Consider the following 13770-nt stretch of genomic DNA (forward strand, 5'->3'; position numbering starts at 1 on the left):
ATTATTCATGTTTATGCTCTTTCTGAATTAATTCGGCAACTATCTTTCCTGATAGCAAACATAACGGAATACCTCCTCCTGGATGTACACTTCCTCCACAGAAATATAGCTTTTTGATTTTTTTAGAAAAATTAGGATGTCTCAAAAACGCTGCAAACTTATTATTACTACTAGATCCATATAAAGACCCCTGATATGATTGTGTTTTTGTTTCTATACTTCTAGGATCTAAAATTATTTCTGTTTCTATATATTCCTTGATTGGCACATCGAGTAATCTAGTAAGTTTTTCTATAATTTGTTTTCTAGAACTTTCAATAATTGCATCCCAATTTTGACCTTCATTACCGGGAACATTGATCATCACAAACCAATTTTCACATCCTTTTGGAGCATCGTTCGGTTCATTTTTTGCAGTTATATTTATATAAATAGTTGGGTCCTTATACACATCTTTCTTATCAAAAATATATTCAAATTCCTCTTTATAATTTTCAGAAAAAAAGATGTTATGTAAATCCAATTCTGGGAATTCTTTTTTGATTCCCCAATAAAAAATAAGGGCGCTACTAGATCTTGGTTGTTTTAGAGTTTTTCTCGGTTCCTTTTGATTAGGTAATAACTTCTTGTATGTTGGTACAACATCCATATTAGATATAATGATATCAGCAAGTACCTTAGTTTTATTTGCGATTATACCAACTGCCTTATTATTTTCGATTAAGATTTCTTCAACTTTCGTATCAAAACGAAATTGAACCCCTAAATCTAGTGCTAATTGATATAATGCTTTTGTAATACTATGCATCCCTCCTTTTGGAAAAAAAGTACCATAATACTGTTCTAAATGAGGAATCATAGACATTATTCCTGGTGTAAGATACGGCGATGATCCATTGTAGGTTGCAAACCTATCAAAAAACTGAACTAATCTTGGATCTTTAAAAATGTCAGCATTATAACTATGTAATTTTGTATTAATACCTAAACTATTGATTCCTGCAATAGCTCTTAATGTGTCCATTGACAAGTATGTAGATAGTTTATGCAATGAATTTTCGAGAAACAAAGAAGATGTAAGGTCATATTTCAATTTACTTCTCTTAAAATATTTTAGAATCTGATCACTTTTTACATCAAAGATTTGTGCCGCTTCTCTTGCAAAATCATTTATGTTAGATAAAGCAGTAAATTTTGTTCCATCTTCGTAGAAATAGTTACAAACCACCTCTTTCTTTGTATATTTAAAGTATTCGGAAATATTTTTATTTGAGATTTCAAAAAGGTTTTCCACAAATTGTGGCATAGTAAAAAGGGATGGGCCACAATCAAATCTATAGCCTTTTTCATAAATTTCTGTGAGCTTTCCTCCAGGATACGAATTAGCTTCAAAAACCACTACCTCAAACCCTTGATTCCTCAAGCGTATAGCCGCAGCCAATCCAGCGACTCCAGATCCAACAATGATGACTTTTTTTTTGGACATATAAGAGTATAAAGATATTATGAAAATTTATAAACTGTTCATAAATTCGGTAATTAATAATAAGTTTTCACATACCTTTAACCTTAAAGCTTTTATGATGAAATACCTTTTGATTTTTTTATTCCTATTCTTTTCTTTCTCAAAAATTGATGCTCAAAGTTCTCATGAGAAAAAAGAATCGCCACAGATCGTAACAAAACTAAAAGCTGGTAAAAAAGCCTTGTTTGGAAATAAGGGCATTCACTTTATCAACGTTGTGGAAGACTCGCGATGTCCAACAGGTGTGAGCTGTGTTTGGGCTGGGCAAGCAAAGGTGATTATAGGAATTTATGAAAATGACACCTTGGTAGAAGAAAAGGAATATATCATAAGCGCCAGTGGAATTAATCCCATAAAACCAAAAGAACTATTACAATCGGATAAAAAAACGATTTTTGGTTACAACTTAAGTCCTTATCCAGCGAACGGACAGAAAATTGATCCTTCTAGTTATTATTTAGAATTGCTTGTGAAATAATCAATTTATATTTAGTTTCTTTATCCAATGGTTTCAAACAAAGCTAAAGCCCACATTGCTTTACTCAGTCTTAATATGATTTATGGAGCAAATTATTTAATAGCAAAAGGGCTGATGCCTAATAAAATTGGAGCATCTGCGCTTGTATTTTTGAGAATTACTGGAGCTGGACTATTATTTCTACTTTTAAAATCCTTCGTAAAAGAAAAAGTAGAAAAAAAAGATATTCCCAGATTACTCATTTGCGGTCTTTTGGGAGTAGCTACGAACCAATACTTTTCCATGAATGGTCTTAGCCTAACCTCTCCGGTAGATGCAGCCATTATTGTTACTGCAATGCCTATATTTACAGTAGTTATTAGTTATTTTTTATTAAAAGAACCTTTGACATTGTCCAGAATTCTCGGAATCTTTATAGGAGGTAGTGGGGCTATTTTATTAATTTACTTGGGCAATTCGGGAATAGGAACAGGTTCATTAAAAGGAAATATTTTTATTGGTTTAAACGCCTTGTCATTTGCCTTTTACCTTGTTCTAGTAAAACCAATGATGTCTAAATACCAACCACTAACGGTAATCGTATGGACTTTTTTCTTTGGTTTCATTTTCATGTTTCCTTTTTGCATTGGCCAATTACTAGAAACAGACTTCACTACATACACCGCTAGCAATTGGACATCCCTATTTTATGTAATTATCGGGCCAACCTTTTTAGCATACCTGCTTAATATGTTTGCACTACAATATGTAAAACCTACAGTATCTAGTAGCTATATTTATGTACAACCTGCCGTAGCTATGTTATTAGTGGGTAGTATAGCATATTTCATTGCCAATAGTCAATACAAGGGAGATATCACGGTTACAAAATTACTATGTTGTGCATTTATTTTTGTAGGAGTATATTTAATCAGCAGTAACCCTTCGATAAGAAGAAGAAAATATTCTACTCATAAAGAACTTGATACATAATATACTTGGTATTGCTATTCCTAAAGATAAACTTGAAACCAGGATTCCTTGGTCTAGAACAAAAAACAGCAATCCAAATACGTTAAACAAAAGGAATACAAAAAACAAACCTCCTTTTAAATCTTTTATAAACTGTTTTTTATTGGATTTATAATCATACCAATAAGCAATAAGAATTATTATAGCAGCCATGATATATGTTTAAAGACAACCACAACCATTACTACCGCAAGCACCAGATTTTTTACTCACTGAAGAGGTTTGAGGTTTCCAAAAGAATTTTTTTACTAAAAAACCAATTGCCAAAGCAACAACAACAATCACAAGTATATTTTGAATAAGTAAATTCATAGTTTTTTAGTCGTTTAAAAATACAAAAACTTATCGTCTTCATATTTATAATACATTTATACTAGCAGAAAATATGTTATTTTAAAACTTGATATGCAATAAGTGCAACACTATATGCTAAAACACTCATAAAGACCAGTTGTGTCATTGGCCATTTCCAACCGTTAGTTTCCCTTTTTACAATTGCTAAAGTACTCATGCATTGCATTGCAAAAGCATAGAACAATAATAATGAAATTCCACTTGCTAAATTAAATAATGGAGTGCCAGTAACCGGATGTACTTCGGCAGCCATTCTATTTTTTATAGTTTCTTCTTCATCACTTCCTACACTATAAATAGTAGCTAGTGTTCCCACAAAAACTTCACGAGCCGCAAAAGAACTAATAATTCCAATACCTATTTTCCAATCATACCCTAAAGGTGCTACGATAGGTTCAATAGCCTTTCCTGCATAACCTATAAACGAATATTCTAGTTTGTGAGATGCAATTTTCTGATCTAATTCTTCTTGAGATAAGTTTGGATATTCTGCAGTAACAATTTCTTCTGCATTACTAAATTGATCATTAGGACCGAAACTCGCAAATACCCAAAGAATAATAGAAAGTGCCATAATGATCTTTCCAGCACCAAAAACAAACGCTTTCGTCTTTTCTACAACATTAATAAGTACATTTTTTAATAAAGGAACTTTGTAACCAGGCATTTCTATTACAAAGTAGTTTTTACTTTTTGTTTTAAGTACCTTATTCAATATCCAGGCTGCTCCTACCGCTCCTCCAAATCCTATAAAATACAATAACATAAGCGTTAAACTTTGATAACTAAACACCCATCCTACTTTTTTATCAGGAATCACAAGGGAAATAATAATTAGATACACTGGTAATCTTGCAGAACAGGTTGTAAATGGGACTACCAAAATCGTTATTAATCTTTCTTTCCAATTTTCAATATTTCTTGTAGCCATAACGGCCGGAATAGCACAAGCTGTTCCTGATACTAATGGAACAACACTTTTTCCACTAAGTCCAAATTTTCGCATTACTCTATCCATAAGAAAAACAACACGACTCATGTAACCACTTTCTTCTAAAATGGAAATAAAGAGAAATAAAAATGCTATTTGCGGAATGAAAATGACAATTCCTCCTAATCCCGGAATAATACCATCTGTAATAAGATCTACAAAAGGACCTGCTGGTAATAAAGATTTAGTACTCTCACTTAACCAAGCAAATCCCTCATCTATTAGATCCATTGGATAAGAAGACCAATCATAGATAGCTTGAAATATTAATAATAGGATTGCAAAAAATATAAAATAGCCCCAAAATCTGTGGGTCAATACTCTATCCAGCCGAGCACGTAATCCAGTAGCAGATTTTTCGTCTACAAAGAGACCTTTTTTGAGAACCTGATTAATAAACTGATATCTCTTTATAGTTTCTTTTTGCTGAAATCGTTTTAATTCACTCTCTGATTTAATTTCAAAATCTGGTGATATAGATAGTTTCTTTTTTTCTACTTTCCTGAAATTTACATCCTGAGTAATTACCAACCATAGTTTATACAAAGATTGATCTGGAAAAGCCTTTTGAAGTCTTCCAAAATAATCTGGATCAAAACTTAACGCATTGAGACAAGGTTTTACTGGGAGTGTTTTATAGGATAGAATTAATTCCTTTAGCTCATCTATACCTTGATTTTTTCTAGCACTTATTAAAGCAATCTTTGTATTCAACTCTTTTTCCAATAATGGAATATCCAAGGAAATACCTATTTTACTCATGCGGTCTGCCATATTAATGACCAGAATTGTTGGGATTTCTAAATCCTTAATTTGAGTAAATAGTAATAAATTTCTTTTCAGGTTTTCTACATCCGTTACTACCACAGCTACATCAGGAAAATCTTTATCCTTTCTATTGAGTAATATTTCTATCACCACATTCTCGTCTAAAGAAGATGCATTAAGACTATAAGTTCCTGGCAAATCTAAGATATGAGCTTTTACTCCTCTTCGTAGTTTACAAATACCTTCTTTTTTTTCAACCGTAATACCAGGATAATTACCAACTTGTTGGTTTAACCCTGTAAGCAAATTAAAAACAGACGTTTTACCCGTATTCGGGTTTCCTATAAGTGAAACTTTAATCTGCTTAGCCATAAAAAGTAATCTGGTTAAATAATTTCAATTTCTATTTGTGAAGCGATCTCTTTTCGAATGGCTAGGTGACTACCATTAATTGTAAGATACATTGGGCATTGAAAGGGAGCTGTTTGAACCAACTGCACCTCGTTACCAGGTAAACAACCCATTTCCAGCAACTTAAGAGGAATCGTATCCGAAGTAATTTCTTTAATCAATCCTCGTTGACCTTTTTTGAGATGTGCAATGGTGACTTTCAAGCTTTATTTAGAATAATTTTAAACAAGGCAAAAGTAATGGAAAAAACTCTATTGAGAAAACTATGTACATGATTAATACAAGGTTTTATGATATTTTTTGGAATACTTTCATAAAAGGGTCTGTATCCTATCAGAAAAAGGTGTTTCACCTCAAAAACAGTCCGAAATCCTTGAAATTCAAAATTCTCGGACACTGATACCAGAAATCGAAATTACTTTCAACCCATCTAAATTTAGAAACAGGCGGAAACTGAAAAGCCTTCAATAGAGTAAGAAAAATTCTATTTGTAATTAAAACCTATAACAATGAAAAATCTTAAAAACCTACTACTTCAGGTATTCTCAATTTGCTTCGTTGTAGTTATCTCTTCTTGTGAAAAGAATAGTGTAGATTCAGAAAATATCAACTTGTTTAATGATGATAAAGCTGATAAAATTGAAAAGTACGATGAATATACCGTTAGAATACCAAAGAAAGATGGTGAATACCTCGTAGCAAGAAACGAAAAAACAGGAAGTAAACTATCCTATAGATTGCGTAATGCTTTTATTACAAGTTTTACAATTTCTTCGGTAGATGGAAAGGTTGATGTCTTCGACAAACTAGTCATCCCCACAGCAGGAAATTTACCACCTTGGAGACCAGATTGTCCTGATGGGTGGGACGAAAAACTAATCTGTTATGTAAATGAAGATGGAATTCTTGTTTCATATACTAGATGCACTCCTACTTCATTTACCATTGGTCTTGAACCAGAATGGTAATATCAGAAATCTGCGACCATCAATGTCTTAAGTATGCGCGTATGCATTCTTAAAATTTATGAGTAATCCCTAGAAACACAGCTGTCAGGCTTACCTATAACATATGGCGGCTGTGTTATTTTACGTTTTCTTCTTTTAAAACCTCTATATCTTCTAACAAACGTTCTATTTCCTCTAAATCTGTACCATCATAAAACCCTCTAATCCGCTTCTTTTTGTCAACCAATACAAAGTTTTCGGTATGAATCATATCATAAGGTCCACCATCTCCATTTGATTTGGCAACTAAGTAAGACTTACGTGCCAGATCATAAATTTGTTTTTTATCTCCGGTAACTAGGTTCCATCTGGTATCATCAACACCTTTTCGTTTTGCATACTCCTTCAATTGCGGCACATCATCTGTTTCTGGAATTACTGTGTGAGATAGTAGCTTTACTTCAGAGTCTTTTTTTAATCTATTCTGAATTAACTTCATGTGATCTGTCATAATTGGACAAATTGTCTGACATGTAGTGAAAAAGAAATCTGCTACATAAATTTTATCGTTATAATCTGCTTGTGTAATATTCTTACCATTTTGATTCCATAAACTAAAATCTGCAATTTTATGATATTTACGAACGTGTTGTACGGTGCTATCTACTAATTCAGTAGCTACCATATCTGGTTCATACACTCTAAGAACGCGTTTAGGTTTTAGAATAGAATAAATAATTGAAATTATAATTGCAGATAATACAAATAGTACAATGGCAAAGAATTTGTACTTGGAAAAAAAGCGAAGCATACCTGTTTTTTTAAGAATAACAAAATTACGAGGTTTATCGTATAAGAAATTATTGTTTTCGCTAAAAAAATACTAAAACCTACATCTGTAGACCTGATTTCTTTTATAAACTAGTCTAAAAGGTTACTTTTGCGTGATTTAATTTTGAATTAGACCCTATGAGTCCAATAATTGTAAAAGCATTACAGCTATTATTAAGTTTGTCCATTTTAATCGTTTTACACGAATTAGGACACTTTATTCCTGCTAAATTATTTAAAACTCGAGTAGAAAAATTCTATTTGTTTTTTGATGTAAAATACTCTCTATTTAAGAAAAAAATTGGCGAAACTGTTTACGGAATCGGTTGGTTACCCTTAGGCGGTTATGTCAAAATTTCTGGAATGATAGATGAGAGCATGGATAAAGAACAAATGGCAGGTCCTCCACAACCTTGGGAATTTAGATCTAAACCTGCTTGGCAGCGATTGATTATTATGCTTGGTGGAGTAACTGTTAATATTATTCTAGGGTTTTTAATCTATATGGCTATCATTTTCACTTGGGGTACATCTTACGTTTCTATGGAAGATATTCCTGATGGATATGAAGTGGCTGAAATCTTTGAAAAATACGGTTTCAGAGATGGAGATAGAATTCTAAAAGTAAATGGAGAAGACTTTAAAGATGCTACCGATATCAATATGTTTCTCTTTTTAAGAGATGTTCAAAATATTACTGTATTATCAGCTGATGGTAGCACAAAAACTATTGACCTTCCAGAAGATATAGGTAAAACTATGTTCCAAGAAGGAGTAATGGAGCCATTTGATATCCGACTTAAACCAATATTAGATACCGTGGTAGCTGATAGACCAGCTTACAAAGCAGGTTTAAGAAATGGAGACAAAATTTTATCAGTGAATGGTACGAAAATAACATGGTGGAATGAATTTCAAAAAGAAGTAAAACCAAAAGAAGATCAAAAAATCGATATCACTTTTCTTAGAGATGGATCGGAACAGACAATTTCTGTTAAGACCGATGAAAAAGGAACTATTGGTGTTTATCCTGTTTTTTATAAAATTAATAGAGAACAATATTCTTTTGTAGAAAGTATTGGAAAAGGGTTCGATTATAGTTATTGGAAATTACACGACTATATCGCACAATTTAAATATGTATTTACAAAAAAAGGAGCTACGCAAATAGGTGGTTTCGCTGCTATCGGTAATTTATTCCCTCCTGTTTGGGATTGGGCAGCTTTTTGGAGTACGACCGCTTTTATTTCGATTATTTTAGCATTTATGAATATTCTACCAATTCCTGCATTGGATGGTGGACATGTAATGTTTTTATTATATGAAATTATCGCAGGAAGAAAGCCAAATGACAAATTTATGGAGTATGCGCAACTAGTAGGTTTTGTAATCTTAATCGCTTTACTTCTTTTCGCAAATGGTAACGATATTTATCGTGCAATTTTCGGAAAATGATAAAAAATTAAAAAAAACTTTTTGAGTATCAAAAATTAGTATATATTTGCACTCGCAAAAGAGAAAAACACTCTACATTTGCAAAAGCATATTCCTCCTTAGCTCAGTTGGTTAGAGCATTTGACTGTTAATCAAAGGGTCCTTGGTTCGAGCCCAAGAGGGGGAGCAAAAGTCCAACAGAAATGTTGGACTTTTTTGTTTTAGATAAGTTTCCTGTACTACATCAATCCTAGTAATCATTGAAGAAGATCAAATTTTGATGTATAAAGATTGATGATTAATTATGTTGACACTAAAATTCTAATTCATCTAAAAAAGGAAGAGTCATACATTTTTTATTCTAAATCAAGTAGTACTAAGCCATTCTCATAATTATAACAAAAAATGGTTAAACCCTGTTAAAACTCTTGACTCTAGCAGTAAAAGAAGTTATTATGCGTTAGGTTATTATTTGTAATAACTGGTTAACCACAATTATAAAATTTACATGCCGAACAAAATCAATTTCAAAAAGAAACTAACTAAATCTTTATTCCTATTACTAATAGGTTCCATAATACTATATGGAGTATCATTTTTATTGGTAATGATTTTTTAAAAAATCTTACCTACACTTTACTGAATTCAAAAATCAAATATATCTGACCTAAAAATTACGTTACCAGCATATGAGTTAACTTCTCTCTTTTTTAAGCACCCGATAACAATAGGTTACAAGTACCTTTACAGAAAATAGCATAAACTGTAAAAAATTAAAACCTATGAAATTAGAAAACAAAAACATAGCTATTCTTGCTACAAATGGATTTGAAGCTTCGGAGTTATTTGAGCCTTATAACGCTTTAAAAAAAGAAGGAGCTGAAGTACATATCATATCTGATACTACTGGAGAGATAAAAAGTTGGGAAGACGGTAATTGGGGAAAATCCATTAAAGTGGATAAAACATTAGCTGATGCAAATTCATCACATTATCATACGCTAGTTTTACCAGGTGGTGTTATAAATCCAGATATCTTAAGAACAAATAATGATGCATTAGAATTTATTAGGTCTTTCTTTAAAAGCGGGAAACCAGTGGCAGCTATATGTCATGCTCCTTGGCTATTAATTAGTGCAGGAGTAATTGAAAATAGAGAAGTTACTTCTTACCATTCTATTAAAGATGATGTTATCAATGCAGGTGCTAAATGGAAAGATGAAGCTGTAGTTGTAGACAGTGGTCTTACCACTAGCCGAAATCCTAATGATTTACCAGCTTTTATCGATAAAGTTATCGAAGAACTATGCGAAGGTAAACATGAAGAACAAGTTGTTAATGCATAACAACAGAACACTCGCGAGAAAGTTGTAATCATATTTTATAAGCATATAAGTGTAAGAAAGATCAAGTTATTTGACCTTTCTTACACGGCTTATTACTTCACTACTCGTCGTAACCATTCTAGGTTACACATAATTTTAAAACATTACATATGGGAAACATAATTGCAGAAGAAAAAGAAACAAAATTTGACATACTACCAATATTAAAAGAGCGCTATTCACCTAGAGTTTTCTCAGAAACTCCGGTATCCGAATTGGAATTAAGAACTCTTTTTGAAGCGGGAAGATGGGCTCCTAGTTCGTATAACAGACAACCATGGAGAATCATTTGGGCCATTAAAGGAAGTTCAACTTACAAAAGAATCGAAGCCTGTCTTAGTGATTTTAATAAATCATGGGCAACAAATGCGCCAGTACTTTTATTAACTGCCTTCAAAAAAACAACAGATGAAGGCGAAGAGAACTTTCATGCGCTACATGATCTAGGTCTTTTTATTGGAAACATTACAGCTCAGGCTCAACATTTGGGAATAGGATTACACCAAATGGCAGGTGTAAATTATGAAAAAGCGAAAAAGGAATTTAATTTTCCTGATGAGTATCACATAGCTACCGCCATTGCTCTGGGATATTATGGAGGAAATCCAGATGATCTTCCTGAAGATTTAAGAGATCAAGAAGATCCTTCTAAACGAACTCGAATGTTACAACGAGAGTTTACGTTTAATGGGAACTACGGCACCATAACTAATGGACTATATTCATCTGAAAATGGTTTAGAACAAAACAATGATCAACCTCTTAAAAATCTAAATGATTAATTCCTAATCTTTAGTAAATCATGAGATAAATAGATAATCTACAAAAAATTATATAATGAAAACCATTTTTGAATATACTAACATTAGTGCTAGTGACCGCCTAGAAATGCAGGTAAAAGATAAGCTCGATATGATCGAGGAAAAATTTCCTTTTGTGATAAGAGCAGATATCTTTTTCAAAAAAACGAATGCTTCCAATAGTGAAAAAGCTCATCATTGTGGTATACGACTAAGTGCTCCTGGACCAAGAATTTATGCTTCCTCCGATGAAAATAATTTTATCGATGCTATCAACGAAACAATCCGAGATTTAAAAGATCAACTGGAAAGAAGAAAAGAAGGAATGAAAGCTTACTAGTTAGCCACTAACATCCACTATAACAAAATGACCGCATCTTCATGCGGTCATTTTGTTGGAATAAGCTTTATGGTTTATGCAATTCTCGAAAAGGAGTAATCTCTAGATCTCTCTTGATAATGTCGTGGACTACAATTGTATTTTTCCTTAAAAATTTTAGAAAAATAGCTTCTGCTCGTAAATCCTATGCTATAAACAATTTCCGATATATTGAGATCTGTTGTCTTTATTAAGTTTTCAGCTTTTTCTATTCTCGTATTTTTCACATAATCAGTAACAGTTCGATTATATAACATCTTAAATCCATCTTGTAGTTTAGCAGCAGAAAGTCCTGTTTGATCCATTAGGTATTTGATAGAGAAAGGATAATCACAATTTTCACGTATTTCTTTTGCAACTTCTTTAACGATCTTTTGTTCTCTAAGGGTTAACACTCCGTATAATTCATTTTGAGAATCTAAATCTTTTTGATGATGCTGAATTTCCATTGCCAAAATCATCTGGATGATACTCTCTACATATAATTTTTTTACAAGCCCTTTTTTATTGGTAGTATTTATCTTTGCGACCTCTTCGGAAATTTTAAGATTAGAGGATCCATAATAACTAAACTTTTCATTTACCAATTTGCCTTCGAATAAGTTATGAATATCCCTGGCAATATTCGAAAACAAAACACTACTAGGCTTTGCCACTGATATGACAACAACCTTTGCCTCCTCACCTTCGGTGAACGAAAGATAAGACAATTTCTTATCGTATATGATGGCTGTTTGAAATTCGTTCAACATCTGCTTATTTCCATCTAATTCATGTGTAACACTTCCTTTGGAACAATATATAAAATGAATCAACCCTAAACTATCCTCCAGTAGCGGAACCTTAATATCTACATGACAATTAATATTTATTTCAGTATACCATTTATAATTTCCAGAGGAGAAAAAATTAACATGCCCGAATCCTTTTTCTGAATGTATGGGCAATACAACATCATTTTGATCACCTGGAAAATCTATGTTTAAAGTAGAAGCCAACGCATCCAGATATTTACTAGAAATGATTGATTTATTTTCTGAAGCTTTCATAACGTTTCAAAATTTTTAAGATTGATTGTGTTTAAGAGTTTCTAAAAAAGATGATTCAAATCCCAGGATTAGATAAAAGATCGACTTTTACGGATTTAACTGATGTTCTATCAGATGAACTGTTATCACTATTTATAACAGAGCTGTTTGGATAATTTTTTAAATCTTTAAAGATTCTGCTTACCCTTGCATAATGTTTAGTCTTCATAGGAATCTTGTTTATTTTTTATGTAAATTTCTTAAACAACACAAAAAATAGTATTATATAATTTTTGGAAAATGTTATATAATTACCACTACAGAAAGAATAAACGACTTACAATCAAAAGATTAAACTCTTAAAAGAAAGTTTTCTCGACTTAAATTAGAAGTATGATATTGCCAATTAATCTTTAAAACCTCTGAAATGACAGATTTCAGTTTATTAAAGTCATTTGGTTTATTGATATATATATTGGCACCTTTGATAAAAGTGTCCTCTATATCTTGATCAGAAGAGGAAGTAGAATAGATCGCTATAGATAAATTTTTGAATCGCTCTTGAGCTCTTAATTCTTCTAAACATTCTATCCCGTTTTTTATAGGCATATTGAGATCCAAAAACACCAAATGAGGTAGAGATTGACCAGGAAGTAAAATATGATCCAAGAACTCTTGTCCATTCCCAAAAAGCAAAAGATTTGTCTTCATTTGGATCTCGTCTATAGCATCCTTAAAAAACATTCTATCGTCCTCGTCATCTTCTACTAATGCTATATGGAGTCTATCTAGATACATTTTACCAAAATTAAGATTGCTTAAATGATGTTTTGTTCTCAGAACGTTTTTTAATAATTTTTTGAAAAACCGTGGGAGTCAATCCTGTTATTTTTTTAAATTGAGCTGATACATGAGCATTACTGCTATAACCTAACTCAAATGCTATCTGTGAAAGTGTTAACTTTTCATGAACCAACATTTGCTTTACTCTGTCGATACGTTTTATAATTAAAAAATTTTCTAAAGAAGTATACGTGCTTTCTGAAAATAAGCTAGACAAATAAGTATAAGAATATTCTAATTTGTTTGGCAAATACTCTGATAACTTATGATTTCTTTCGGAAGAAGTATCTAGTACCATTTCCGAAATCGCATCTTTAATTCTTTGGACAATTTCACTCTTATGATCATTGATGATTTCTATTCCATAAACCGAAAGTAAAACCGTAAGCTCTTTTACCTTTTCTGCGCTCAACGATTGCAAAAACTCTATCTCGCCTAAACCATTGATCTTATAAGCCACCTGCAAATTGCTTAGCTGTTGTTCTAAAGTCTTTCTGAAAATTACATCCATATCGTATTTTAGATAAAACTTCATGAATTAGAACATTAATTTTGTTACCAAACGTTTAATTATAATCTTAAAAG

Annotated in this window: 15 protein-coding genes and 1 tRNA gene; 8 read left to right on the plus strand and 8 right to left on the minus strand. The window is 32.0% G+C overall.

Features of this window, described 5'->3' with window-relative positions:
• Position 1: 1 nt before the first annotated feature.
• On the minus strand, positions 2 to 1486 hold the full coding sequence (crtD, locus tag Q1A73_RS09210; RefSeq protein ID WP_299604479.1) for a 1-hydroxycarotenoid 3,4-desaturase CrtD: 1485 nt from the start codon (positions 1484 to 1486) through the stop codon (positions 2 to 4).
• Between the two features lie 97 nt (positions 1487 to 1583).
• On the opposite strand from crtD, the gene Q1A73_RS09215 reads away from it, so the two are divergent.
• Positions 1584 to 2003: a hypothetical protein gene (locus Q1A73_RS09215; protein ID WP_299604482.1), complete on the plus strand. Its 420-nt coding sequence runs from the start codon at positions 1584 to 1586 to the stop codon at positions 2001 to 2003.
• A gap of 27 nt (positions 2004 to 2030) precedes the next feature.
• Positions 2031 to 2975, plus strand: a complete 945-nt coding sequence (locus Q1A73_RS09220) for a DMT family transporter (RefSeq protein ID WP_299604485.1) — start codon at positions 2031 to 2033, stop codon at positions 2973 to 2975.
• 201 nt (positions 2976 to 3176) lie between these two features.
• Here Q1A73_RS09220 and Q1A73_RS09225 read toward each other — a convergent pair whose 3' ends face one another.
• The 3 genes from Q1A73_RS09225 to Q1A73_RS09235 form a co-directional block, all read right to left on the minus strand.
• Positions 3177 to 3326 (minus strand): FeoB-associated Cys-rich membrane protein, encoded by a 150-nt coding sequence (locus Q1A73_RS09225; protein ID WP_299604488.1) that lies wholly within the window; start codon positions 3324 to 3326, stop codon positions 3177 to 3179.
• 76 nt (positions 3327 to 3402) lie between these two features.
• Complete coding sequence (gene feoB, locus Q1A73_RS09230; RefSeq protein WP_299604491.1) at positions 3403 to 5499, minus strand: ferrous iron transport protein B; 2097 nt, start codon at positions 5497 to 5499, stop codon at positions 3403 to 3405.
• Between the two features lie 14 nt (positions 5500 to 5513).
• Positions 5514 to 5741 carry a FeoA family protein gene (locus Q1A73_RS09235; RefSeq protein WP_299604494.1) on the minus strand — a complete coding sequence of 76 codons (228 nt, stop codon included), beginning with the start codon at positions 5739 to 5741 and terminating at the stop codon, positions 5514 to 5516.
• Positions 5742 to 6047: 306 nt separating this feature from the next.
• Between Q1A73_RS09235 and Q1A73_RS09240 the strand changes: the two genes are divergently transcribed.
• Positions 6048 to 6506, plus strand: a complete 459-nt coding sequence (locus Q1A73_RS09240; RefSeq protein ID WP_299604497.1) for a hypothetical protein — start codon at positions 6048 to 6050, stop codon at positions 6504 to 6506.
• A gap of 115 nt (positions 6507 to 6621) precedes the next feature.
• Here the strand turns inward: Q1A73_RS09240 and Q1A73_RS09245 are convergent, their stop codons facing one another.
• Entirely contained in the window at positions 6622 to 7296 is a 675-nt protein-coding gene (locus Q1A73_RS09245; RefSeq protein ID WP_299604500.1) for an SCO family protein, read from the minus strand.
• 158 nt (positions 7297 to 7454) lie between these two features.
• Here Q1A73_RS09245 and rseP point away from each other — a divergent pair, with 158 nt between their 5' ends.
• From rseP to Q1A73_RS09270, 5 genes are all read left to right on the plus strand, one after another.
• Positions 7455 to 8771 carry an RIP metalloprotease RseP gene (rseP, locus tag Q1A73_RS09250; protein WP_299604503.1) on the plus strand — a complete coding sequence of 439 codons (1317 nt, stop codon included), beginning with the start codon at positions 7455 to 7457 and terminating at the stop codon, positions 8769 to 8771.
• A 92-nt stretch (positions 8772 to 8863) separates the two neighbouring features.
• A tRNA-Asn gene (locus Q1A73_RS09255) sits at positions 8864 to 8937 on the plus strand.
• A gap of 595 nt (positions 8938 to 9532) precedes the next feature.
• Complete coding sequence (locus Q1A73_RS09260) at positions 9533 to 10096, plus strand: type 1 glutamine amidotransferase domain-containing protein (protein ID WP_299604506.1); 564 nt, start codon at positions 9533 to 9535, stop codon at positions 10094 to 10096.
• 149 nt (positions 10097 to 10245) lie between these two features.
• Positions 10246 to 10917, plus strand: coding sequence for a nitroreductase family protein (locus tag Q1A73_RS09265; RefSeq protein ID WP_299604509.1), 672 nt, complete (start codon positions 10246 to 10248; stop codon positions 10915 to 10917).
• Between the two features lie 55 nt (positions 10918 to 10972).
• Positions 10973 to 11275 (plus strand): HPF/RaiA family ribosome-associated protein, encoded by a 303-nt coding sequence (locus Q1A73_RS09270; RefSeq protein ID WP_299604512.1) that lies wholly within the window; start codon positions 10973 to 10975, stop codon positions 11273 to 11275.
• A 74-nt stretch (positions 11276 to 11349) separates the two neighbouring features.
• On the opposite strand, the gene Q1A73_RS09275 is transcribed toward Q1A73_RS09270, so the two are convergent.
• The 3 genes from Q1A73_RS09275 to Q1A73_RS09285 all read right to left on the minus strand — a co-directional run bounded on the left by Q1A73_RS09275 (position 11350) and on the right by Q1A73_RS09285 (position 13720).
• The gene (locus Q1A73_RS09275; RefSeq protein WP_299604515.1) at positions 11350 to 12363 is read right to left on the minus strand and encodes an AraC family transcriptional regulator; all 1014 of its coding nucleotides are present in this window, start codon (positions 12361 to 12363) and stop codon (positions 11350 to 11352) included.
• A gap of 330 nt (positions 12364 to 12693) precedes the next feature.
• Positions 12694 to 13140, minus strand: a complete 447-nt coding sequence (locus tag Q1A73_RS09280) for a response regulator (protein WP_299604518.1) — start codon at positions 13138 to 13140, stop codon at positions 12694 to 12696.
• A gap of 10 nt (positions 13141 to 13150) precedes the next feature.
• Positions 13151 to 13720, minus strand: a complete 570-nt coding sequence (locus Q1A73_RS09285; protein ID WP_299604521.1) for an AraC family transcriptional regulator — start codon at positions 13718 to 13720, stop codon at positions 13151 to 13153.
• Positions 13721 to 13770: the final 50 nt, after the last annotated feature.

It is taken from the genome of uncultured Aquimarina sp., from assembly GCF_947492115.1.
Lineage (GTDB): Bacteria > Bacteroidota > Bacteroidia > Flavobacteriales > Flavobacteriaceae > Aquimarina.